The sequence below is a fragment of the Pseudomonas sp. NY15356 genome (assembly GCF_048068175.1).
Classification (GTDB): Bacteria; Pseudomonadota; Gammaproteobacteria; order Pseudomonadales; family Pseudomonadaceae; genus Aquipseudomonas; species Aquipseudomonas putida_K.
Genome location: NZ_JBLUPW010000021.1, coordinates 72,236 through 94,435, shown reverse-complemented (window position 1 = coordinate 94,435; position 22,200 = coordinate 72,236). Strand labels below are relative to the sequence as shown.

Sequence of the window (22,200 nt, the reverse complement as noted above, 5' to 3'; positions counted from 1 at the left end):
CAAGGCCGCTCCTACAGAGGTTATGCGATCCCTGTAGGAGCGGCCTTGTGCCGCGAAGGGGCGCGCAGCGGCCTCGATCTTTTACACACCGAATCTGTTCGTCACCCTGTTGATAAAATGTTCACGCTTCGCTGTAGGTCGCGCTGCTCCTAGCCTCCAGCGCTTTGATCAATAATTGAGCAGGCTCTACGCTTCACTTATCCCCTCACCCCTGAACGTTTCCCACAATCGCTGTTGGCGGCTCTGTGGATAATCTGTTTGGCCAATGGCGCAGCCCGCATAGTCAATGGGCTCCAGCCGTTTGTTCGATAATTGATCAAATCCTCTTGAACCGGCGCGTACCAGGGCATTAAGGGGGTCTATCCACAGCGCATGTGTCAATGACCCCAACCTTGCCCACAAAGTCTGTTGGCGGCTCTGTGGACAAGATGTTCGGTAGTCGCTGCAGGCCACGAAATCAAAGGGATACAGTGGATTGATCAAATAACGATCAAATCGTCAGGCTCGTCTACCCCAATAGCTTTCCACAAATAGTGTGTGCCAGGCTGTGGATAAAATGTTGGCTTGTGGTTGCAAGCCCCGGAGGGATAGGGCTGGGTGGCGTTGATCAAGAAATGATCAAGCGGCTGTTGCGGCCAATCGCGGGGCAAGCCCGCTCCTACAGAGGCCTGGACAAAAAAAGAGCAGCCCTGGGCTGCTCTTTTTTTGGGAGGGAGCGCCTTACTGCGCTTTCACTTCCTTCAGGTACGGTGCCGGCTCTGCGCCCAGATTGTTGAGCAGGCGCTGGCTGTACCAGTCGATGAAGTTGACCACGCCGAACTCGTAAGTCTTGGAGTATGGGCCAGGCTGGTAGGCGGTGGAGTTGATGCCGCGCTGGTTCTCTTCGGCCAGGCGACGGTCCTGGTCGTTGGTGGCATCCCAGACCTTGCGCATGTTCTCAGGGTCGTAGTCGACACCTTCGACTGCATCCTTGTGCACCAGCCACTTGGTGGTGACCATCGATTCCTGGGCGCTGATCGGCCACACGGTGAAGACGATCATATGGTCGCCCATGCAGTGGTTCCACGCATGCGGCAGGTGCAGGATGCGCATCGAGCCCAGGTCCGGATTCTTGATACGGCCCATCAGCTTCTTGCACGCCTGCTTGCCGTCCATGGTCATGGACACGGTGCCCTTGAGCAGTGGCATGCGCACGATACGGTTACGCAGGCCATGGCTCTTGTGCTCATGCGGGATGCCTTCGGCTTCCCAGGCGGCGGCGGAAGCGGCTACGTGGTCCTTGAACGCCTGGTCGGCACGTGGGTCGTTGGTGTCGTCCCACTCCAGCAGGGTCTTGAGCAACTCAGGGTGCGACCCGTTGCAGTGGTAGCACTCACGGTTGTTTTCCAGCACCAGCTTCCAGTTGGCCTTTTCCATCAAGGTGGTTTGCACCGCCACCTTGGTGTTCTCCATGTCGTACGGTTCCATGTAGTGGTCCAGGGTGGCCAGGAACTCGTCGATGGCAGGCGGGTTCTCCGCCAGGCTGATGAAGATGTAGCCGCCCGCGGTCTTCACGTTGACCGGCTTGAGGCCGTACTTCTTCATGTCGAAATCGTCGCCCATCTCGGTGCCGGCGAACAGCAGGCGGCCATCGATCTCATAGGTCCACTGGTGGTACGGGCAAACCAGTTTGGCGACCTTGCCTTTTTCGCTGGTGCACAGGCGCGAGCCGCGGTGACGGCAGACGTTGTGGAAGGCATGGACCTGGCCTTCGGCGCCGCGGATCACGATGATCGGGTTCTTGCCGATCTGCAGGGTCAGGAAGTTGCCCTTGGTCGGGATCTCGCAGGTCATGCCGGCGATCAACCATTCCTTGTGGAAGATCTCCTGCATGTCGATCTGGAACAGACGCTCGTCGGTGTAGAAAGGCTGGGGCAGCGAGTAGGTGCGCTCGCGGGTCTGCAGCATCTCGGCGGTTGCCTTGCGTGCAGCTTCCAGTGGATCGCCCAGGCTCAGGGTTGCGGTGACGTCCATCGTTTGGTCCTCAGGGCCGAATGCGGCCGGCGAAAGTGGCTAATCGTTGTTGTGGTTTGCCGCAAGGCTGCTTGCTAAAAACAGCGGGTTCTTTTGCCGTGGAGTGTGCGTTCGAAGGCGTCACGAACCATATCCATGGGCGACATGGCCGATTCGAATTCCGACGCGCCAGCCCTTGTAGTGCGGGGCTGGTCGCGATAAGCACGCCGATGTCGCTGATGGGAATGTACTTCGTCGCCGGCTTGCGCATTATCGGAGCCATCAAGGCCGGTAGTCGGCCGCTGGAGATGAACATGTCCGATACCTTCCTCAATCCGGTCACTACCCAGACCTGGGCCAATGGCCGCCACATCGTGCGCTGCGTCAAGGTCATCCAGGAGACCTGGGACGTGCGCACCTTCTGCTTCATGGCCGACCAGCCGATCATGTTCTTCTTCAAGCCTGGGCAGTTCGTCACCCTGGAGCTTGAGATCGATGGCAAGCAGGTGATGCGCTCCTACACCATCTCCAGCTCGCCCTCGGTACCCTACAGCTTCTCCATCACCGTCAAGCGCGTGCCGGGCGGGCAGGTTTCCAACTGGCTGCACGAAAACATGCACGAAGGCTTCGAGCTGGCGGTGCACGGGCCGGTGGGGTTGTTCAACGCCATCGACTTCCCTGCGCCAAAGGTGCTGTACCTCTCCGGTGGTGTCGGGATCACCCCGGTAATGTCCATGGCTCGCTGGTTCTATGACACCAACGGCAACGTCGACATGGTCTTCGTCCACAGCGCCCGCTCGCCGAAGGACATCATCTACCACCGCGAACTGGACCAGATGGCCTCGCGGATCCCCAATTTCAGCCTGCACATCATTTGCGAGAAGCACGGCCTGGGCGAGCCTTGGTCGGGCTACCGCGGCTACCTGAACCAGCGCCTGATGGAACTGATCGCGCCTGACTACATGGAGCGGGTGGTGTTCTGCTGCGGCCCGACCCCCTACATGAACGCGGTCAAGCGCATGCTCGAAGCGGTGGGCTTCGACATGCGCAACTATCATGAGGAGTCGTTCGGCGCGACCCCGCCGGAAGCCAAGGCCGACGCCGTGGAGCACGCCGAGCAGGCTGCCGAGGCCGCCGAGGAACTCGACGCCGCCGACCTCCACCTGGTGGAGTTCGTCGGCAGCGAGAAGAGCATTCGCATCGCCCCAGGCGAGACCGTGCATGCCGCTGCTGCCAAGGTCGGCCTGATGATTCCGAAGGCTTGCGGCATGGGCATCTGCGGTACCTGCAAGGTGCTCAAGCTCGGTGGCGAAGTGGAAATGGAGCACAACGGCGGCATTACCGAGGACGACGAGGCCGAAGGGTACATCCTGTCGTGCTGCAGTGTGCCGAAAGGGGATGTGCGGATCGATTACTGATCCCGGACACCTCAAGGGGCCGCTTAGCGGCCCCTTTGTTTTTGGGCGCGCTTTCAGACAGAAGGTTGACCCAGGTCGGAACAACCCTCCAGCACGCCTGTCAATCTAGGCCAAGTCATTGTTTTTCCATATTTAATGGCGAGGCCGTGCGCTTTTCTTTATCGTGTGCGCCCTTTGCAACAACCCCGAGATAGACGCATGTTGGAAGCTTCCCTGAATCAACTCGAGCAGCTGGTCAACGACCTGATGCAGAAGAACGCTGAACTCACCGAGCAGAACACCGCCCTCGGCCAGGAACTGGCCCAGGCCAAGGAAGAGAACGAGACCCTGCAGTTGTCGCTGATGGAACAGGAAGAGAAGCACGGCGCCACCGCCGCGCGTATCCAGGCCCTGGTTGAGCGCGCAAGCGCCGGTGTCGTCAACGCATGAGACTGCAAGCGCAGCCGATCAATGTCGTGTCGATCCTCGGCAACGACTATTCGATCAAGGCGCCCCAAGGCCAGGAAGAAACCCTGGCGCAGGCCGTGCGGATGCTCAACGCCTCCCTGGCCGAAACCAAGCGTCAATACCCGACCCTGATCGGTGACAAGCTGCTGGTGCTGGCAGCCCTGAACCTGTGTTCCAGGCAGATCGAACTGCAACGCGAGCACCAGCAGACCCTCGAGCGCACCCAGGCGCAAATCGACGCCACGGTCGATGCCATCGTGCGGACCATCGCCGAACAGTAAAGCCCTGGCTCGCCGCTGCCCCGCCCCCATTCAGGGGTGGGGCATTGTCCTGGATCACTGGAATAACTGGATACGTAAGTGTATACACTCTCCCCAAAACAATAATTAACGGGGAGCAGGGCATGCGTATCTGGCGGCGAAGTATCCAATGGCAATTGATCGCGAGCATGGGCGCAGCCCTGCTGGCGAGTATTCTCGTGGTGGTCGCGGTCTACACCGCGGCGGTCAACCGCTTGACCGAACGCTACCTGGTCGACACCGCGTTGCCGGCCAGTATCGAGGCCATCCGCAACGACATCGAGCGCATGCTCGGCCAGCCCCTGGTAGCGGCGGCGGATATCGCCGGCAACACGCTGCTGCGGGACTGGCTGGCAGCCGGCGAAGACCCCGCCCAGGCGCCGCGCTTCATCGAGTACCTCGAAGCTGCCCGCCAGCGCAACCAGGCGTTCACCGCATTGTTCGCGGCTACCGCGACCAACCACTACTACAACGAGAAAGGCCTGGACCGGACCCTCAGCCGCGATAACCCCAAGGATCAGTGGTTCTACGGCTATATCGACAGCGGCGCCGAGCGGCTGATCAACATCGACATCGACGGCTCCACCGGCGAGCTTGCCCTGTTCATCGACTATCGCGTGGAAAAGGACGGCCAACTGGTGGGCATCGCCGGCATGGGCCTGCGCATGACCGAGCTCTCCGAGCTCATCCACAACTTCAGCTTCGGCGAGCGCGGGCGGGTATTGCTGGTGCGCAATGACGGCTTGATCCAGGTTCATCCGCAAGCTGAATTCAGCGGCAAGCGACAGCTGGTCGAGCAGTTCGGCGATGCAGCGAGCCAGGCCGTACTAGGTGGCGGTGAAGGGCTGCGCAGCGTGCGCTTCAACCGCGACGGCGAGGACTACCTGGCGTTGGGGCTGCCCCTGCGTGACCTGAACTGGACCTTGGTGGCTGAGGTGCCGGAAGCAGAAATCTACGCACAGATGCACGAGGCCGTGTGGTTGACCAGCCTGATCGGTGGTGCGGTGGCGCTGGTTTCGTTGTTGCTCGTGGTGCTGTTGGCGCGTGGGTTGGTGCGGCCGATCCGCCAGGTGACCTCGGCGCTGGTGCAGATCGGAAGCGGGGCGGGTGACTTGAGCCACCGCCTGGACGACACGCGCGAAGACGAGCTCGGTGACCTGGCGCGTGGTTTCAATCGCTTCCTCGACAGCCAGCGTGCGTTGATAGGCGAGGTGCTGCGCACCACTGAACGCCTGCACCGTTCGGTGGAGCAGGTGACGCAGGTGGTGGACAACACCGCTGACCGCTCCGGCCGGCAGCAGGAAATGACCGAAATGGTCGCCACTGCCGTGCATGAAATGGGGCTGACCGTACAGGACATCGCCCACAACGCCGGCAATGCTGCCCAGGCATCGCAGTCGGCACGCGACGAGGCGCTGCAGGCGCGCGAGGTGGTGCATCGCTCTATCCACAACATCGAGGGCATGTCTGGCGAGATCGGGCGCGCGGCCCAGGCGGTGGGCCAGTTGGCCGACGAGGTCGCCTCCATCGACGAGGTACTGGCAGTGATCCGCAGCATTTCCGAGCAGACCAACCTGCTGGCGCTCAACGCGGCCATCGAGGCGGCCCGGGCCGGTGAGATGGGGCGCGGTTTCGCCGTGGTGGCCGATGAGGTGCGTACCCTGGCGCGGCGCACCCAAGTATCTACCGACGAGGTGCAGCAGATGATCCAGCGCCTCAAGCAGGGGGCCGGCAGTGCGGTGGCGTCGATGCAGGCCGGGCAGCAGGCGACGGGCAGCGGCGTGGAATCCAGTCAGCGCACTGGTGCTTCGTTGGGGGCGATCACCGACCAGGTGGAGCACATCAGCGACATGAACCATCAGGTGGCGACGGCGACCGAGGAGCAGTCGGCGGTGACCGAGGAGATCAACCGGACGGTACAGGGGATTTCCGACCTGGCCCGGGAGACGGCAGCCGAGGTGCAGGTGTGTCGCGAGCAGTGCCAGGCGTTGCGGGGGTTGGCTGATGACCTGGCGCGGCAGATGGGCGGGTTCAAGCTTTAGATGGGCGCTGGCTTCATCGCAGGACAAGCCCGCTCCCACAGGTTCCGAGCAGACCTCGATGTCGAGATTTGCAGGGCCTTGTGGGAGCGGGCTTGCCCCGCGATGCGCTTGGTCAGGCGCCGACGATGGCGCGGATGTCCGCCGCCAGCTCGCGTACTCGCGCTTCCTGGGTATCCCACGAGCACATGAACCGTGCGCCACCGCTGCCGATGAAGGTATAGAAGCGCCAGCCCTTGGCCCGCAGTGCCTCCAGTGCGGCTTCCGGCATTTGCAGGAACACGCCGTTGGCCTGCACCGGGAACATCAGTTCCACCCCCGGCAGGTCGCTGACCAGCGAGGCCAGCAGCTGTGCGCAGTGGTTGGCATGGCGGCCATAGCGCAGCCAGGCGCCATCTTCGAGCAGCCCGACCCAGGGTGCGGACAGGAAACGCATCTTCGACGCCAGCTGGCCCGCCTGCTTGCAGCGGTAGTCGAAGTCTTCGGCCAGGGCGCGGTTGAAGAACAGGATCGCTTCGCCCACCGCCATGCCGTTCTTGGTGCCGCCGAAACACAGCACGTCCACGCCCGCCTTCCAGGTCAGCTCCGCTGGCGTGCAGCCCAGGGAAGCGCAGGCATTGGAGAAGCGTGCGCCGTCCATGTGCAAGTTCAGGCCCAGCTCCTTGCAGGTGGCGCTGATCGCCTTGAGCTCGTCGGAGGTGTACACCGTGCCCACTTCGGTGGCTTGGGTGATGGTCACCACGCGCGGCTTGGGATAGTGGATGTCCTGGCGCTTGAGCGCCACTTCGCGGATCGATTCGGGCGTCAGCTTGCCGTCCACGCTTCGTGCGGTGAGCAATTTGGAGCCATTGGAGAAGAACTCTGGCGCGCCGCATTCGTCGGTCTCGACGTGGGCGGTCTCGGAACAGATGACGCTGTGGTAGCTCTGGCACAGGGAGGCCAGGGCCAGGGAGTTGGCGGCGGTGCCGTTGAAGGCGAAGAACACCTCGCAATCGGTTTCGAACAGCTCTCGGAAGTATTCGGCGGCGCGCTCGGTCCACTGGTCGTCGCCGTAGGCGCGTTCATGGCCCAGGTTGGCTTTTTCCATTGCGGCCCAGGCTTCGGGGCAGATGCCGGAATAGTTGTCGCTGGCGAATTGTTGGCTGTTGTCTGTCATGGCTCTGTCCTGTGAACGACGCAGAACAGCACTCTAAACCATCCTCTTGGGCGTTGCCTATGCAGCCATGGAGGCTTGCAGGCCTGATGGGTATCAGGCCTGCGGGACGCCTGGCGGGCAGGCGTCCCAATGGGAAATCGTCAGGCCGTCAGAGGCTGGGTAATTTCGATCGTAGGATATGACTGCTATCAGAACGCGCTGGCCGAACGGATCAACGGAATCCTCAAAACAGAGCTGTTGCTGAGCAATCCAGAAAATCTGGAGCAGGCGAGAAAGATGGTTGATGAGGCGGTGCAGATCTACAACACGGGGCGGCCTCACATGGCTCTGAAAAACAAAACGCCCGATGCGGTGCATCGGGCGTTTTGAGGCCTGTCGGCCTACCTGAACAGGTGTAAACCTATTTCAGGACTAGACAGAATTGGTATTCAGGGTGGCAAGGGTTTTCATATCGGAATTTGGCATGTTCAACACTCTTTATTTGATGACTTTAGTGTTCAGATGCGCGTCATTTCCAGAGTCCATTCGAAGACGGCGAGGCCGTCATCGAACAGGGAGGCATCGACACGGCGTGCGGTGACTCGGTAGGGCGTGCCTTCATAGAGGAACCTGTCGTCTCTCGCCGTCCGCATGGCGACTTCCGCTCGGTCCTTGTCAGTCAGGTATACGGGTCTGCCATCCATCTTAAGCGTCACGGAGCTGAGGGAGTTAGAGGGTTTCTCCTTCAGTGAGCGTGGTGCGGTTCGCTCCATCTGGCCGTTGACGATCCATTCGGCATCCGTGCCTTGGATGCTTGCGGTCACGGCAGTTACATCACCGGAGAAATAATCGCTTTCGGTGGCGGCGCTCAGTTGATCGCCAGGCTGCAGGCAGAGCAGGGCGCGTACGGCCGCTTCGTTCGCAGGCATGGATCGTTTGTCGATAGTGATTTTAATAGTCATGTATTCGCTCGTGTTTTCTGATTACGAATGAAAGTTGTCGTATTGGTCGGGCTGGTCACGCAACTTCGTAAAGGCGAATTCATGATGAATATCAGGGTGCCAGGTAACAACTATTAGAAGTAAGGGGGAACTTTCGTGCAGAAGCGGACGGGCATTGGCTTTTCCTTATTGCGTCGCCTTCTATATGCCTGTCGGATAAGCGGCGCGTGAGCGGTGCGGGCGTTCCCACCAGTCGGTTTCGGAACGCTCCATGATCGAATGTCGTAAACGCGCCATTGCAAGGCGTGCGCAGGCATCTGAGTCGACCGTGCCGGCCATACCATCGCCACAAAGGGCCACAGTGCCTCGAAGACAAGAAATGGCCGCTGCCAGGAGACAAACGATGTTCAGCAAGCAAGACCAGATCCAGGGTTACGACGACGCACTGCTGGCGGCGATGAATGCCGAAGAGAAGCGCCAGGAAGATCACATCGAGCTGATCGCCTCGGAGAACTACACCAGCAAGCGCGTCATGCAGGCCCAGGGCAGCGGCCTGACCAACAAGTACGCCGAAGGCTACCCGGGCAAGCGCTACTACGGTGGCTGCGAGCACGTCGACAAGGTCGAGGCCCTGGCCATCGAGCGCGCCAAGCAGCTGTTCGGCGCCGACTATGCCAACGTCCAGCCACACTCCGGCTCTTCGGCCAACAGCGCCGTCTACCTGGCCCTGCTGCAGCCGGGCGACACCATCCTGGGCATGAGCCTGGCTCACGGCGGCCACCTGACCCACGGTGCCAAGGTGTCGTCCTCGGGCAAGCTGTACAACGCTGTTCAGTACGGCATCGACACCAACACCGGCCTGATCGACTACGACGAAGTCGAGCGCCTGGCCGTCGAGCACAAGCCGAAGATGATCGTCGCCGGCTTCTCGGCCTACTCCAAGACCCTGGACTTCCCACGCTTCCGCGCCATCGCCGACAAAGTGGGCGCGCTGCTGTTCGTCGACATGGCCCACGTGGCTGGCCTGGTTGCCGCTGGCCTGTACCCGAACCCGATCCCGTTCGCCGACGTGGTCACCACCACCACCCACAAGACCCTGCGCGGTCCGCGTGGCGGCCTGATCCTGGCCAAGTCCAACGAAGAGATCGAGAAGAAGCTCAACGCTGCCGTGTTCCCGGGCGCCCAGGGCGGTCCGCTGATGCACGTCATCGCTGCCAAGGCCGTGTGCTTCAAGGAGGCGCTGGAGCCTGAGTTCAAGGCCTACCAGAAGCAGGTCATCGACAACGCCCAGGCCATGGCCAAGGTGTTCATCGATCGCGGCTATGATGTCGTGTCGGGCGGTACCGACAACCACCTGTTCCTGGTCAGCCTGATTCGCCAGGGCCTGACCGGCAAAGACGCCGACGCCGCCCTGGGCCGCGCCCATATCACCGTCAACAAGAACGCCGTGCCCAACGACCCGCAGTCGCCGTTCGTCACCTCGGGCCTGCGCATCGGCACCCCGGCCGTCACCACCCGTGGCTTCAAGGAAGCCCAGTGCGTGGCCCTGGCCGGCTGGATCTGCGATGTGCTGGACAACCTGGGTGACGCCGACGTCGAAGCCGACGTTGCCAAGAACGTCGCCGCCCTGTGCGCCGATTTCCCGGTCTACCGCTGAGTGGAGTAACCAACCATGCAACGCTATTCAGGCTTCGGCCTTTTCAAACACTCCCTCAGCCACCACGAGAACTGGCAGCGCATGTGGCGCACGCCGACGCCGAAGAAGGTGTACGACGTGGTCATCGTCGGCGGTGGCGGCCATGGCCTGGCCACGGCCTACTACCTGGCCAAGGAGCACGGCATCACCAACGTCGCGGTGATCGAGAAGGGTTACCTGGGCGGCGGCAACACCGCCCGTAACACCACCATCGTGCGTTCCAACTACCTGTGGGACGAGTCGGCCAAACTGTACGAACACGCCATGAAGCTGTGGGAAGGCCTGTCCCAGGACATCAACTACAACGTGATGTTCTCCCAGCGCGGCGTCTACAACCTGTGCCACACCCTGCAGGACATCCGTGATTCTGAGCGCCGCGTCAACGCCAACCGCCTCAACGGCGTGGACGGCGAACTGCTGAACACCGAGCAGGTGGCTGCCGAGATCCCGTATCTGGATTGCTCGAAGAACACCCGCTACCCGATCCTCGGCGCGACCGTCCAGCGCCGTGGCGGCGTGGCCCGTCACGATGCCGTGGCCTGGGGCTATGCACGTGCTGCCGACGCCCTCGGCGTGGACCTGATCCAGCAGACCGAAGTGATCGGCTTCCGCAAGGAAAACGGCGCAGTGATCGGCGTGGAAACCAACAAGGGCTTCATCGGCGCCAAGCGCGTCGGCGTGGTCACCGCCGGTAACTCCGGCCACATGGCCAAGCTGGCCGGCTTCCGCCTGCCGCTGGAATCGCACCCGCTGCAGGCCCTGGTATCGGAGCCGATCAAGCCGATCATCGACAGCGTGATCATGTCCAACGCCGTGCATGGCTATATCAGCCAGTCCGACAAAGGCGACCTGGTCATCGGCGCCGGTATCGACGGTTGGGTCGGCTACGGCCAGCGTGGTTCTTACCCGATCATCGAGCACACCATGCAGGCGATCGTCGAGATGTTCCCGATCCTCTCGCGCGTTCGCATGAACCGTCAGTGGGGCGGCATCGTCGATACCTGCCCGGACGCATGCCCGATCATCTCCAAGACCCCTGTCAAAAACCTGTTCTTCAACTGCGGCTGGGGTACCGGCGGCTTCAAGGCGACCCCGGGTTCGGGCAACGTCTTCGCCGCGAGCCTCGCCAAAGGCGAGATGCACCCGCTGGCCAAGCCTTTCTCGATCGATCGCTTCTACACCGGCGCGCTGATCGACGAACACGGCGCTGCGGCCGTCGCCCACTAATCGGAGACAATTCGTCATGTTGCATATTTTCTGTCCCCACTGCGGCGAGCTGCGCTCCGAAGAAGAGTTCCACTCCTCCGGCCAGGCTCATATCGCCCGCCCGCTGGACCCTAGCGCCTGCACCGACGAGGAATGGGGTACCTACATGTTCTTCCGCGACAACCTGCGCGGTATCCACCACGAACTGTGGGACCACGTCGCCGGCTGCCGCCAGTATTTCAACGTCACGCGTAACACCGAGACCTACGAGATCCTGGAAACCTACAAGATCGGCGAGAAGCCGCAGGTCACCGCGAACAAGCTGAACCCCGCGCAGTCGGCCGTCAAAGGCCAGGGAGAAAAAGTATGAGCCAGGTCTATCGCCTCGCCAGCGGCGGTCGCATCGACCGCAGCAAGGTCCTGAACTTCACCTTCAACGGCAAAACCTACCAGGGCTATGCCGGTGACAGCCTGGCCGCTGCGCTGTTGGCCAACGGCGTCGATATCGTCGGCCGCAGCTTCAAGTACTCGCGCCCACGCGGCATCATCGCGGCCGGCCCGGAAGAGCCGAACGCCATCCTGCAGCTGGGTTCGAGCGAAGCCACCCAGGTGCCGAACGTGCGTGCCACCCAGCAGGCCTTGTACTCGGGCCTGGTCGCCACCAGCACCAACGGCTGGCCGAACGTCAACAACGACGTCATGGGCATCCTGGGCAAGGTCGGCGGCAGCATGATGCCGCCCGGGTTCTACTACAAGACCTTCATGTATCCCAAGTCGTTCTGGATGACCTACGAGAAGTACATCCGTAAGGCAGCAGGCCTCGGTCGAGCACCGCTGCAGAACGACCCGGACAGCTACGACTACATGAACCAGCACTGCGACGTGCTGATCGTCGGTGCAGGCCCTGCCGGCCTGGCCGCAGCCCTGGCTGCCGGCCGTAGCGGCGCCCGCGTGATCGTCGCCGACGAACAGGAAGAGTTCGGTGGCAGCCTGCTCGATACCCGCGAAACCCTCGACGGCAAACCCGCCGCCGACTGGGTCGCCGCAGTCGTCGCCGAGCTGCAGTCGCTGCCGGAAGTGACCCTGCTGCCTCGCGCCACGGTCAACGGTTACCACGACCACAACTTCCTGACCATCCATGAGCGCCTGACCGACCACCTAGGTGACCGCGCCCCGATCGGTCAGGTTCGTCATCGCGTCCACCGCGTGCGTGCCAAGCGTGTCGTGCTGGCCACCGGTACCCACGAGCGTCCGCTGGTGTACGGCAACAACGACGTGCCGGGCAACATGCTCGCCGGCGCCATTTCGGTGTACGTGCGCCGCTACGGCGTGGCCCCGGGCCGCAAGCTGGTGCTGTCGACCAACAACGACCATGCCTACCGCACCGCGCTGGACTGGCACGACGCCGGCCTGCAAGTGGTGGCCATCGCTGATGCGCGCCACAACCCACGCGGTTCGCTGGTCGAGGAAGCGCGTGCCAAGGGCATCCGCATCCTGACCTCCAGCGCCGTGATCGAGGCCAAGGGTTCCAAGCACGTGACCGGCGCCCGCGTCGCTGCGATCGATGCCGTGGCGCATAAGGTCACCAGCCCAGGCGAATGGCTCGAGTGCGACCTGATCGGCAGCTCCGGTGGCTACAGCCCGGTGGTTCACCTGGCCTCGCACCTGGGCGGTCGTCCGATCTGGCGTGACGACATCCTCGGCTTCGTGCCGGGCGACGCTCCGCAAAAACGCGTCTGCGTCGGTGGCGTGAACGGTGTATATCCGCTGGGTGACGCAATTGCCGACGGTTTCGAAGGCGGCGTCCAGGCAGCGACCGAAGCGGGCTTCAAGGCCGTTACCGGCACCCTGCCGAAAGTCGTTGCACGCAAGGAAGAAGCGACCCTGGCCCTGTTCCAGGTGCCGCACGACAAGGGCACCGCCCGTGCGCCGAAGCAGTTCGTCGACCAGCAGAACGACGTCACCGCAGCGGCCATCGAGCTGGCCACCCGCGAAGGTTTCGAGTCGGTCGAGCACGTCAAGCGCTACACCGCGCTGGGCTTCGGTACCGACCAGGGCAAGCTGGGCAACATCAACGGCCTGGCTATCGCCGCCCGTTCGATGGGTATCACCATCCCGCAGATGGGTACCACCATGTTCCGCCCCAACTACACGCCGGTCACCTTCGGTGCCGTAGCGGGCCGCCACTGTGGTCACCTGTTCGAGCCCGTGCGCTTCACCGCGCTGCACGCCTGGCACCTGAAGAACGGCGCCGAGTTCGAAGATGTCGGCCAATGGAAGCGCCCTTGGTACTTCCCGAAAGCCGGTGAAGACATTCATGCCGCAGTGGAGCGTGAGTGCAAGGCAGTGCGCGACAGCGTCGGCCTGCTCGACGCCTCGACCCTGGGCAAGATCGACATCCAGGGCCCGGATGCCCGCGAATTCCTCAACCGCGTGTACACCAACGCCTGGACCAAGCTCGACGTGGGCAAGGCCCGTTACGGCCTGATGTGCAAGGAAGACGGCATGGTCTTCGACGACGGCGTGACCGCCTGCGTCGGCGACAACCACTTCATCATGACCACCACCACCGGCGGCGCGGCACGCGTACTGCAGTGGCTGGAGCTGTACCACCAGACCGAATGGCCGGACCTGAAGGTGTACTTCACCTCCGTGACCGACCACTGGGCCACCATGACCCTGTCCGGCCCGAACAGCCGCAAGCTGCTGGCCGAGCTGACCGACATCGATCTGGACAAGGAAGCCTTCCCGTTCATGAGCTGGAAGGAAGGTCTGGTCGGCGGTGTGCCGGCACGGGTGTTCCGTATTTCCTTCACCGGTGAGCTGTCGTACGAGATCAACGTCCAGGCCAACTACGCCATGGGCGTGCTGGAACAGATCGTCGAGGCGGGCAAGAAGTACAACCTGACCCCGTACGGCACCGAGACCATGCACGTGCTGCGTGCCGAGAAGGGCTTCATCATCGTCGGCCAGGATACCGACGGCTCGATGAACCCGGACGACCTCAACATGGGCTGGTGTGTCGGTCGTAACAAGCCGTTCTCCTGGATCGGCGCACGCGGCATGACCCGTTCGGATTGCCTGCGTGAAGATCGCAAGCAACTGGTGGGGCTCAAGCCTGTCGACCCGACCAAGTGGCTGCCTGAAGGCGCCCAGCTGGTGTTCGACCCGAACCAGCCGATCCCGATGGACATGGTCGGCCACGTCACCTCGAGCTATGCCTCCAACTCCCTGGGCTATTCGTTCGCCATGGGTGTGGTCAAGGGCGGCCTCAAGCGCATGGGCGAGCGTGTCTACTCGCCACAGGCTGACGGCAGCGTGATCGAGGCCGAGATCGTGTCTTCGGTGTTCTTCGATCCGAAGGGTGAGCGGCAGAACGTCTGACTCCGTCCTGTGGCGAGCCGGCTGGCCCTATCGCCGGCAAGCCGGCTCCCACAGGAACGATGCAGGTCTAAAGGCTGACGCTGTCCCTGTGGGAGCTGGCTTGCCAGCGATGAGGCCAGCAAGGCCACCACAGGCAATAGGTTCCCCAGAGGCTGTGTCGCTCTGACCAACAGAATTCAAGGCAGGTAAGAAATGAGCGTAATCAACGTCTTCCAGCAAAACCCCGGCTCCAACGCCCGGGCCGAGTCGCCGCTGCACCATGCCGACCTGGCCAGCCTGGTCGGCAAGGGCCGCAAGAACGCAGGCGTCACCCTGCGTGAACACAAGTTCCTGGGTCACCTGACCCTCCGTGGCGATGGCCATGACGCAGCGTTCGCCGCTGGCGTGAAGAAGGCCCTGGGGCTGGAGCTGCCGGTCGCCCTGACCGTCGTCGCCAACGCCGAGATGTCGCTGCAGTGGGTCGGCCCCGATGAATGGCTGCTGATCGTTCCAGGCGGCCAGGAGTTCGCCATCGAGCAGAAACTGCGCGCAGCCCTCGAAGGCCAGCACATCCAGGTGGTCAACATCAGCGGCGGGCAGACCCTGCTCGAACTGCGCGGCCCGAACGTACGCGACGTGCTGATGAAATCCACCAGCTATGATGTACACCCGAACAACTTCCCGGTCGGCAAGGCCGTCGGCACCGTGTTCGCCAAGTCGCAACTGGTGATCCGTCGCACCGCCGAGGACACCTGGGAGCTGGTGATCCGTCGCAGCTTCTCCGACTACTGGTGGCTGTGGCTGCAGGACGCGTCGGCTGAATACGGTCTGTCCATCGAAGCATAAGGAGAACACGCATGAGTCGGGCACCGGACACTTGGATTCTCACCGCCGACTGCCCGAGCATGCTCGGCACCGTCGATGTGGTCACGCGTTACCTCTATGAGCAGCGCTGCTACGTGACGGAGCATCACTCCTTCGATGATCGGCTGTCGGGGCGGTTCTTCATCCGCGTCGAGTTCCGCCAGCCGGACGATTTCGACGAAGCCGGCTTCCGTGCCGGCCTCGCCGAGCGCAGCGATGCGTTCGGCATGGCCTTCGAGCTGACCGCACCGAACCATCGCCCCAAAGTGGTGATCATGGTGTCCAAGGCCGACCACTGCCTGAACGACCTGCTGTATCGCCAGCGCATCGGCCAGCTGGCCATGGACGTGGTGGCGGTGGTATCCAACCACCCGGACCTCGAGCCCCTGGCCCAGTGGCACAAGATTCCGTACTACCACTTCCCCCTGGACCCGAAGGATAAACCAGCCCAGGAGCGCAAGGTGCTGCAGGTGATCGAGGAGACCGGCGCCGAGCTGGTGATCCTCGCCCGCTACATGCAGGTGCTGTCGCCCGAGCTGTGCCGTCGCCTGGATGGCTGGGCGATCAATATTCATCACTCCCTGCTACCGGGCTTCAAGGGTGCCAAGCCCTACCACCAGGCCTACAACAAGGGCGTGAAGATGGTCGGCGCCACGGCGCACTACATCAACAACGACCTCGACGAAGGGCCGATCATCACTCAGGGCGTGGAGGTGGTCGACCATAGCCACTACCCTGAAGACCTGATCGCCAAAGGGCGCGATATCGAGTGCCTGACCTTGGCGCGGGCGGTGGGGTATCACATCGAGCGACGGGTGTTCCTCAATGCGAACAGGACCGTGGTGCTCTGAGCGCGCCTAGCTTTTATCGCGGGCATGGGCTTTCAAGGTTTCACGGACGGCTGTAACGAACTTCTGGCGCAGGTCCGCACCCAGGTTCTTTCCTGCGATTGGATCGCCGCCGTGGGATAGCCAGCCTGCTTTGAACTCGTGAAGGTCCATGTTTTCGACTTCTTCGTCGAAGCCGTAGCTTGAATTATGGGCCGCGTAATAAAAGATCTTGTCGATGTCCAGAAAGTAGTATTCCTCTGTATTGCTGAACAATGCTGCTTCGATCTCTGGTTCGAAGCCCTGCTGCCTGGCAGCCTCGACCCAGTAGGGCCAGAAGGCGTCTTCAGGGCGTTCATTAACTGTCATGTTGGTTCTCCGGTTCGATAGACGGTGGGTTACTGCACCTCTATCGAAACACTCGGTCGCCGCGCTATTGCGGTAGATATTGATCGTCCTGGGCATGCGTGCGACCACCACCTGGCCAATTGCCGTTCAGAGGCATTTGCCTGTCGTTTCCAGTCAGTGCATCTGGCCTCATCAGGCCCACAATTCCCGGCATTCCAGTAACACATGTCGCCCACGAAGGGTGGCGCTTCCACCACCGCTGCAATAAAAGTACAAATCGAGCGAGGTAAGAGCATGTCTGGTAATCGTGGAGTGGTGTATCTCGGCGCTGGTAAGGTCGAGGTCCAGAAGATCGACTACCCCAAAATGCAGGACCCACGCGGCAATAAGATCGAGCACGGCGTGATCCTCAAGGTGGTCTCCACCAACATCTGCGGCTCCGACCAGCACATGGTCCGTGGCCGTACTACCGCCCAGGTCGGCTTGGTTCTGGGCCACGAAATCACCGGTGAAATCGTCGAGAAGGGCCGCGACGTCGAGCGCATGCAGATCGGCGACCTGGTGTCGGTACCGTTCAACGTCGCCTGCGGTCGCTGCCGCTCCTGCAAAGAAATGCACACCGGTGTCTGCCTCACCGTCAACCCGGCTCGCGCCGGCGGTGCCTACGGCTACGTCGATATGGGCGACTGGACCGGCGGCCAGGCCGAATACGTCCTGGTGCCATACGCTGATTTCAACCTGCTGAAACTGCCGGAGCGCGACAAGGCCATGGAGAAGATCCGTGACCTGACCTGCCTGTCCGACATCCTGCCGACTGGTTACCACGGTGCCGTGACTGCCGGTGTAGGCCCAGGCAGCACCGTCTATGTTGCCGGTGCTGGCCCGGTCGGCCTGGCAGCGGCTGCCTCGGCTCGCCTGCTGGGCGCCGCCTGCGTCATCGTCGGCGACCTCAACCCGGCCCGCCTGGCCCATGCCAAGGCCCAGGGCTTCGAAGTGGTCGACCTGTCCAAGGACACCCCGCTGCACGAGCAGATCGTCGATATCCTCGGCGAACCGGAAGTGGACTGCGCCATCGATGCCGTCGGCTTCGAAGCCCGCGGCCATGGCCACGAAGGTGCCAAGCACGAGGCACCGGCTACCGTGCTGAACTCGCTGATGCAAGTCACCCGCGTTGCCGGCAACATCGGTATTCCGGGCCTGTACGTGACCGAAGACCCGGGTGCGGTGGATGCCGCTGCCAAGATCGGCGCGCTGAGCATCCGCTTCGGCCTGGGCTGGGCGAAATCGCACAGCTTCCACACCGGCCAGACCCCGACCATGAAGTACAACCGCCAGCTGATGCAGGCGATCATGTGGGACCGTATCAACATCGCCGAGGTGGTTGGCGTGCAGGTGATCAACCTGGACCAGGCGCCGCAAGGCTACGGCGAGTTCGATGCAGGTGTGCCGAAGAAGTTCGTGATCGACCCGCACAAGATGTGGGGTGCGGCGTAACACGCTGATGAAAGAGCCCCTCGAATCGAGGGGCTTTTTTATGATGGACAGGTTTATGGCGGCCTCGATGGTCGGCCGGAACATTCCCCGTTTTGCCCAGTCAAATGCCTCGTTTCCCAGGCCATCCCGGCCGACGAGGTCCTCCCCCGATGAAAGCGCTTACCCTGGCAACCCTGATGACCCTGGCTGCAAGCCCGGTGTTCGCCTACAACCTGAGCGACGCGGCCAATGCCGTGTCGGCGATGCAGAACCAGAATTCGAGCCAGCAGGGCCAGGTGCAGGCCCCGGCCGCCCAGGCCAACTTGCTCAATACCTTGGGCAGCGAGCTGAAGATCACCCCTGAACAGGCCATCGGTGGTGCAGGTGCGATGCTGGGGCTGGCGCGCAACAACCTGAGTGAAACCGACTATGGCCAGCTGACCCAGGCGGTGCCCGGTCTGGACCTGCTCACCGGTGCCAATGCACTGGGTGGTTTGAGTGGCCTGGGCGCGTTGCTCGGGCAGAACAGCCAGGACGCCTCGCCCCTGGGCAATGCCCTGGGTAACGTCGAGAACCGCAGCGACCTGGACAACGCCTTCAAGCTGCTGGGGATGGACACTGGCATGATCGGCCAGTTCGCCCCGCTGATCCTCCAGTACCTGGGGCAGCAGGGCATCGCCGGCTCTCTGTTGCAGAACTTGGGCAGCCTGTGGGCGACCCCGGCTCCAGCGGCCGTGCCTTCGGTCTGACACGCTTGCATGTAGGAGCGGCCCCAACGATACCTGCGATAACGCTGAAACCCTGGGGCCGCTATGCGGCCCTTTCGCGGCGCAAGGCCGCTCCTACAGGGGGCTTTCGGAGAAGTCCACCAGGCGCACGGGCCGGCGGAAGCCGGCAGTGAGCACTGCCAGGTAGGCCAGGCCCACGGCGAACCAGCACAGGCCGATCACCAGGGTCAGCGCCGACAGGCTGGTCCACAGCCACAGAGTCAGGCCCAGGCCCACCAGCGGCACCAGCCCGTAGCACAGCAGGCCCTTGAGGTTGCGGTGAGCGCTCTGGCCCACCAAATGGGTACGCACCACTGCCAGGTTCACCGCCGAGAAAGCCACCAGCGCGCCGAAGCTGATCAGCGAGGCGAGGGTGGCGAGATCGATGACCAAGGCCAGCAACGAGAAAGCCGACACCAGCACGATGGCGAACACCGGGGTCCCGAAGCGTGGCGACAGCTTGCCGAAGGTGCGCTGTGGCAGCACTTTGTCGCGGCCCATGGTGTAGAGAATGCGCGACACCGCTGCCTGGGAGGCCAGGGCCGAGCCCAGGCTGCCGGCGACGAAGGCGGCGGTGAAGAAGTTGGCCAGGAACTGGCCGCCGGCCTTGAGCATCACTTCGTTGGCGGCGGCATCGGCGTTGGCGAACGTGCTGCCCGGCAGTACCAATTGGCTGATGTAGGCCAGCAGCGTGAACAGCAGGCCCGCGCCCAGAGTGGTGAGGATGATCGCCCGTGGCACGTCGCGGCGCGCATCACGGGTTTCTTCCGCCAGGGTGGAGACCGCGTCGAAGCCCAGGAACGATAGGCACAGCACCGCCGCACCGGCCATCAGGTGGCCGAAGCCCGGCTGGCTGCCATCGCCCAGCAGCGGCGAAAGCAGGTCGACCGGCTGACCAGCCAGGGACTGGTAGGACAGCGCCACGAACACCCCGATGAAGACGATCTGCGCGCCGACGATCAGGTTGCTGGCCTTCGCCACCGAATGGATACCGATCACGTTGAGCACGGTCACCAGGGCAATCGAAGCCAGGATGATGACCCAGGCCGGTATGGCAGGGAAGGCGATGTTGAGGAACAGGCCGATGAGCAGGTAGTTGATCATCGGGATGAACAGGTAGTCGAGCAGCAGTGACCAGCCGGCGAGGAAGCCGACGTTCGGGCCGAAGGCCATGTTGGTGTAGGAATACGCCGAGCCCGCGACCGGGAAGCGCTTGACCATGAAGCTATAGGACGTGGCGGTGAACAGCATCGCCAGCAGGGTCACGAGATAGGCGCCGGCCGTACGGCCACCGGTGATCTCGGTGACGATGCCGTAGGTGGTGAAGATGGTCAGCGGGACCATGTACACCAGGCCGAAGAACACCAGGGCGGGAAGCCCCAGGACACGGCGAAGTTGAGGAGCTGCCTCGGCAGCGTTGCAAGGTTGTTTGGCCATCGATCGATCCAGGCATTTTTGTAGTTGTGCGTTGATCGATTTTTATCCACCCAGGTGGGTGATGACAAACAAAGAGTTGCTAATGTCGATTATAAATCTGGATTTTAATCGGTTTGTTCCACCGTGTTTCTAGCCCGATCGCCGGCAAGCCGGCCCCCATAGGTATGGCGGTGCCTCTGAAAACAGCGCAGGACGGGTGGGAGCCGGCTTGCCGGCGATTGGGCAGATTAATTAATGCATCTCGGCGCGCAGTTGCGCGATCCGCTGGTCCTTGTCCAGCCACAACTGGTTCACCCAGGCCTGCACCCTCTGGCGAAAGTCAGGGTCGTTCTCGTAGTCACCCGCAGACAGCGCCGGGTCGAGCTCGCGCACACGGATATCGATGATCACCCGGCTGATGCTGCCATTGAGCAGGTCCCAGAACCCTGGCGCCTTGTCGCCGGGGTAGACGATGGTGACGTCCAGCAGGGCATCGAGCTGCTCGCCGAGCGCTGCGAGCACGAACGCGACACCGCCGGCCTTGGGTTTGAGCAGGTGCTGGTAGGGCGATTGCTGGGCCTGGCGCTTGGCCTCGCTGAAACGGGTGCCTTCCAGGTAGTTGACCACCGTGACCGGCTGGCGCTTGAACAGTTCGCAGGCTGCCTTGGTGATTTCCAGGTCCTTGCCCTTGAGCTCGGGGTGCTTGTCCAGGAAGGCTTTGCTGTAGCGCTTCATGAAAGGGTAGTCCAGCGCCCACCAGGCCAGGCCCAGCAGTGGTACCCAGATCAGCTCCTTCTTCAGGAAGAACTTGAAGAACGGTACGCGGCGGTTGAGGCTTTCGATCAAGGCGGGAATATCGACCCAGCTCTGGTGGTTGCTCACGCAGAGGTAGGAGGTGTCCTGGCGCAGCTTCTCGATGCCGCGGATGTCCCACTGGGTCGGGATGCACAGGGCGAAGATCGCCTTGTCGATCTCCGACCAGGTCTCGGCGATCCACATCACCGCCCAGGAGGCGTAGTCGCGTCCACGGCCCGGCAGCACCAGTTTGAGCAGAGCGAACACCATCAGCGGGCCGATCAGCACGAGGGTGTTGAGCAGCAGCAGGGCGGTGGTGAGGATGCCGGTCAGCAGGCGACGCATAAAAGGACTCTTGTTGTCAGATAAAAGCGGTTGGCAATGATAAGTGGGGCATGGCCCTACGCCAAATGTCCAATGCCCGAACCTGGGGACAAATGTTTCACATTGTGTTGGATAAGCTGTGACAACGAACCTATCGTGCTTGCGCAGTCTAAGTACTGCCCCACCTCAAGGAAGCGTATCCCGTGAAATCGATGCTTGCCCTGTTGTCATTGCTCAGCCTTCCCGTGATGGCTGCCGAACCGACCTTGTATGGCCGTTACGAATACATTGGCGTGCCGGAAATCGGTGAGACGTTCAAAGCCAAGATGGACACCGGCGCCCTGACCGCGTCGCTGTCGGCCAAGGACATCGAACGTTTCACCCGCGATGGCGAGGACTGGGTGCGCTTCCGTCTGGCCACCAAGGATGCCGGCGACAAGGTCTATGAGCACAAGGTGGCGCGCATCAGCAAGATCAAGAATCGCGCCGACGAAGAAGATGAAGGCGAGGAACCGGAGATCACCAAGCGCCCGGTGGTCGACCTGGAGCTGTGCCTGGGTGATGTGAAGCGCACCGTGGAGGTCAACCTGACCGACCGCAGCAGCTTCAACTACCCGCTGTTGATCGGCGCCAAGGCGCTGCGCGAATTCAAGGCTGCGGTGAACCCGGCGAAGAAGTTCACTGCCGGCAAGCCGGACTGCTGATCCAAGGCGGGCCCGCCCTCCTGTAGGAGCGGCCTTGTGCCGCGAAAGGGCCGCTAAGCGGCCCCCGGCTATTTTTTGGGCATCACCGATCCCCTGGGGCTGCTTTATAGCCCTTTCGCGGCACAAGGCCGCTCCTACAAGGGATT

Annotated in this window: 19 protein-coding genes and 2 pseudogenes; 15 read left to right on the top strand and 6 right to left on the bottom strand. The window is 62.4% G+C overall.

What is annotated here, in order from left to right:
• Window positions 1–720: 720 nt before the first annotated feature.
• Window positions 721–2,013, bottom strand: coding sequence for a glycine-betaine demethylase subunit GbcA (gene gbcA, locus ACNFCI_RS17025; protein WP_084856355.1), 1,293 nt, complete (start codon window positions 2,011–2,013; stop codon window positions 721–723).
• 293 nt (window positions 2,014–2,306) lie between these two features.
• On the opposite strand from gbcA, the gene gbcB reads away from it, so the two are divergent.
• The 5 genes and pseudogenes from gbcB (at window position 2,307) to ACNFCI_RS17000 (ending at window position 6,198) form a co-directional block, all read left to right on the top strand.
• Window positions 2,307–3,410, top strand: coding sequence for a glycine-betaine demethylase subunit GbcB (gene gbcB, locus ACNFCI_RS17020; protein WP_368829036.1), 1,104 nt, complete (start codon window positions 2,307–2,309; stop codon window positions 3,408–3,410).
• Window positions 3,411–3,608: 198 nt separating this feature from the next.
• On the top strand, window positions 3,609–3,839 hold the full coding sequence (locus ACNFCI_RS17015; RefSeq protein ID WP_084856350.1) for a hypothetical protein: 231 nt from the start codon (window positions 3,609–3,611) through the stop codon (window positions 3,837–3,839).
• Complete coding sequence (locus ACNFCI_RS17010; protein ID WP_084856348.1) at window positions 3,836–4,138, top strand: cell division protein ZapA; 303 nt, start codon at window positions 3,836–3,838, stop codon at window positions 4,136–4,138. Before ACNFCI_RS17015 ends, ACNFCI_RS17010 begins: the two co-directional genes overlap by 4 nt.
• A gap of 122 nt (window positions 4,139–4,260) precedes the next feature.
• A pseudogene (locus tag ACNFCI_RS17005) lies at window positions 4,261–5,334 on the top strand (cache domain-containing protein); the annotation flags it as partial.
• A gap of 126 nt (window positions 5,335–5,460) precedes the next feature.
• Window positions 5,461–6,198, top strand: coding sequence for a methyl-accepting chemotaxis protein (locus ACNFCI_RS17000; protein WP_416768080.1), 738 nt, complete (start codon window positions 5,461–5,463; stop codon window positions 6,196–6,198).
• Window positions 6,199–6,310: 112 nt separating this feature from the next.
• Here ACNFCI_RS17000 and ACNFCI_RS16995 read toward each other — a convergent pair whose 3' ends face one another.
• Window positions 6,311–7,351, bottom strand: a complete 1,041-nt coding sequence (locus ACNFCI_RS16995; RefSeq protein ID WP_084856344.1) for a threonine aldolase family protein — start codon at window positions 7,349–7,351, stop codon at window positions 6,311–6,313.
• A gap of 174 nt (window positions 7,352–7,525) precedes the next feature.
• On the opposite strand from ACNFCI_RS16995, the pseudogene ACNFCI_RS16990 reads away from it, so the two are divergent.
• Window positions 7,526–7,720, top strand: a pseudogene (locus ACNFCI_RS16990) (integrase core domain-containing protein); the annotation flags it as partial.
• Window positions 7,721–7,848: 128 nt separating this feature from the next.
• Here ACNFCI_RS16990 and ACNFCI_RS16985 read toward each other — a convergent pair.
• The gene (locus ACNFCI_RS16985) at window positions 7,849–8,292 is read right to left on the bottom strand and encodes a hypothetical protein (RefSeq protein WP_368829035.1); all 444 of its coding nucleotides are present in this window, start codon (window positions 8,290–8,292) and stop codon (window positions 7,849–7,851) included.
• 382 nt (window positions 8,293–8,674) lie between these two features.
• Between ACNFCI_RS16985 and ACNFCI_RS16980 the strand changes: the two genes are divergently transcribed.
• From ACNFCI_RS16980 to purU, 6 genes are all read left to right on the top strand, one after another.
• Window positions 8,675–9,928, top strand: coding sequence for a serine hydroxymethyltransferase (locus ACNFCI_RS16980; RefSeq protein WP_224457662.1), 1,254 nt, complete (start codon window positions 8,675–8,677; stop codon window positions 9,926–9,928).
• A gap of 15 nt (window positions 9,929–9,943) precedes the next feature.
• On the top strand, window positions 9,944–11,194 hold the full coding sequence (locus ACNFCI_RS16975; protein WP_043211104.1) for a sarcosine oxidase subunit beta family protein: 1,251 nt from the start codon (window positions 9,944–9,946) through the stop codon (window positions 11,192–11,194).
• A gap of 16 nt (window positions 11,195–11,210) precedes the next feature.
• Entirely contained in the window at window positions 11,211–11,543 is a 333-nt protein-coding gene (locus tag ACNFCI_RS16970; RefSeq protein WP_043211106.1) for a sarcosine oxidase subunit delta, read from the top strand.
• Window positions 11,540–14,557 (top strand): sarcosine oxidase subunit alpha, encoded by a 3,018-nt coding sequence (locus ACNFCI_RS16965; protein ID WP_084856334.1) that lies wholly within the window; start codon window positions 11,540–11,542, stop codon window positions 14,555–14,557. The genes ACNFCI_RS16970 and ACNFCI_RS16965 overlap by 4 nt, the downstream gene beginning before the upstream one ends.
• A 192-nt stretch (window positions 14,558–14,749) precedes the next feature.
• Window positions 14,750–15,382 (top strand): sarcosine oxidase subunit gamma, encoded by a 633-nt coding sequence (locus ACNFCI_RS16960; protein ID WP_084856332.1) that lies wholly within the window; start codon window positions 14,750–14,752, stop codon window positions 15,380–15,382.
• Between the two features lie 11 nt (window positions 15,383–15,393).
• On the top strand, window positions 15,394–16,251 hold the full coding sequence (gene purU, locus ACNFCI_RS16955; RefSeq protein WP_324815563.1) for a formyltetrahydrofolate deformylase: 858 nt from the start codon (window positions 15,394–15,396) through the stop codon (window positions 16,249–16,251).
• A 6-nt stretch (window positions 16,252–16,257) separates the two neighbouring features.
• Here purU and ACNFCI_RS16950 read toward each other — a convergent pair whose 3' ends face one another.
• Window positions 16,258–16,596: a hypothetical protein gene (locus tag ACNFCI_RS16950; protein ID WP_084856329.1), complete on the bottom strand. Its 339-nt coding sequence runs from the start codon at window positions 16,594–16,596 to the stop codon at window positions 16,258–16,260.
• Window positions 16,597–16,869: 273 nt separating this feature from the next.
• On the opposite strand from ACNFCI_RS16950, the gene fdhA reads away from it, so the two are divergent.
• Both fdhA and ACNFCI_RS16940 read left to right on the top strand, forming a co-directional pair.
• Window positions 16,870–18,069 (top strand): formaldehyde dehydrogenase, glutathione-independent, encoded by a 1,200-nt coding sequence (fdhA, locus tag ACNFCI_RS16945; protein ID WP_084856327.1) that lies wholly within the window; start codon window positions 16,870–16,872, stop codon window positions 18,067–18,069.
• A 149-nt stretch (window positions 18,070–18,218) separates the two neighbouring features.
• Window positions 18,219–18,797, top strand: coding sequence for a DUF2780 domain-containing protein (locus ACNFCI_RS16940; protein ID WP_084856324.1), 579 nt, complete (start codon window positions 18,219–18,221; stop codon window positions 18,795–18,797).
• Between the two features lie 93 nt (window positions 18,798–18,890).
• Here the strand turns inward: ACNFCI_RS16940 and ACNFCI_RS16935 are convergent, their stop codons facing one another.
• Together ACNFCI_RS16935 and ACNFCI_RS16930 are read right to left on the bottom strand one after the other, a co-directional pair.
• Window positions 18,891–20,252, bottom strand: a complete 1,362-nt coding sequence (locus ACNFCI_RS16935; RefSeq protein WP_084856322.1) for an APC family permease — start codon at window positions 20,250–20,252, stop codon at window positions 18,891–18,893.
• Window positions 20,253–20,483: 231 nt separating this feature from the next.
• On the bottom strand, window positions 20,484–21,371 hold the full coding sequence (locus tag ACNFCI_RS16930) for an acyltransferase (RefSeq protein ID WP_084856320.1): 888 nt from the start codon (window positions 21,369–21,371) through the stop codon (window positions 20,484–20,486).
• A gap of 182 nt (window positions 21,372–21,553) precedes the next feature.
• Here ACNFCI_RS16930 and ACNFCI_RS16925 point away from each other — a divergent pair, with 182 nt between their 5' ends.
• Window positions 21,554–22,054 carry an ATP-dependent zinc protease gene (locus ACNFCI_RS16925; RefSeq protein WP_084856318.1) on the top strand — a complete coding sequence of 167 codons (501 nt, stop codon included), beginning with the start codon at window positions 21,554–21,556 and terminating at the stop codon, window positions 22,052–22,054.
• Window positions 22,055–22,200 lie beyond the last annotated feature (146 nt).

Bases quoted from the DNA above. Each gene is read 5' to 3' on its own strand.
- gbcA (WP_084856355.1), bottom strand. From the start codon at position 2,013: ATGGACGTCACCGCAACCCTGAGCCTGGGCGATCCACTGGAAGCTGCA.
- gbcB (WP_368829036.1), top strand. From the start codon at position 2,307: ATGTCCGATACCTTCCTCAATCCGGTCACTACCCAGACCTGGGCCAAT.
- ACNFCI_RS17015 (WP_084856350.1), top strand. From the start codon at position 3,609: ATGTTGGAAGCTTCCCTGAATCAACTCGAGCAGCTGGTCAACGACCTG.
- ACNFCI_RS17010 (WP_084856348.1), top strand. From the start codon at position 3,836: ATGAGACTGCAAGCGCAGCCGATCAATGTCGTGTCGATCCTCGGCAAC.
- ACNFCI_RS17000 (WP_416768080.1), top strand. From the start codon at position 5,461: ATGACCGAAATGGTCGCCACTGCCGTGCATGAAATGGGGCTGACCGTA.
- ACNFCI_RS16995 (WP_084856344.1), bottom strand. From the start codon at position 7,351: ATGACAGACAACAGCCAACAATTCGCCAGCGACAACTATTCCGGCATC.
- ACNFCI_RS16985 (WP_368829035.1), bottom strand. From the start codon at position 8,292: ATGACTATTAAAATCACTATCGACAAACGATCCATGCCTGCGAACGAA.
- ACNFCI_RS16980 (WP_224457662.1), top strand. From the start codon at position 8,675: ATGTTCAGCAAGCAAGACCAGATCCAGGGTTACGACGACGCACTGCTG.
- ACNFCI_RS16975 (WP_043211104.1), top strand. From the start codon at position 9,944: ATGCAACGCTATTCAGGCTTCGGCCTTTTCAAACACTCCCTCAGCCAC.
- ACNFCI_RS16970 (WP_043211106.1), top strand. From the start codon at position 11,211: ATGTTGCATATTTTCTGTCCCCACTGCGGCGAGCTGCGCTCCGAAGAA.
- ACNFCI_RS16965 (WP_084856334.1), top strand. From the start codon at position 11,540: ATGAGCCAGGTCTATCGCCTCGCCAGCGGCGGTCGCATCGACCGCAGC.
- ACNFCI_RS16960 (WP_084856332.1), top strand. From the start codon at position 14,750: ATGAGCGTAATCAACGTCTTCCAGCAAAACCCCGGCTCCAACGCCCGG.
- purU (WP_324815563.1), top strand. From the start codon at position 15,394: ATGAGTCGGGCACCGGACACTTGGATTCTCACCGCCGACTGCCCGAGC.
- ACNFCI_RS16950 (WP_084856329.1), bottom strand. From the start codon at position 16,596: ATGACAGTTAATGAACGCCCTGAAGACGCCTTCTGGCCCTACTGGGTC.
- fdhA (WP_084856327.1), top strand. From the start codon at position 16,870: ATGTCTGGTAATCGTGGAGTGGTGTATCTCGGCGCTGGTAAGGTCGAG.
- ACNFCI_RS16940 (WP_084856324.1), top strand. From the start codon at position 18,219: ATGAAAGCGCTTACCCTGGCAACCCTGATGACCCTGGCTGCAAGCCCG.
- ACNFCI_RS16935 (WP_084856322.1), bottom strand. From the start codon at position 20,252: ATGGCCAAACAACCTTGCAACGCTGCCGAGGCAGCTCCTCAACTTCGC.
- ACNFCI_RS16930 (WP_084856320.1), bottom strand. From the start codon at position 21,371: ATGCGTCGCCTGCTGACCGGCATCCTCACCACCGCCCTGCTGCTGCTC.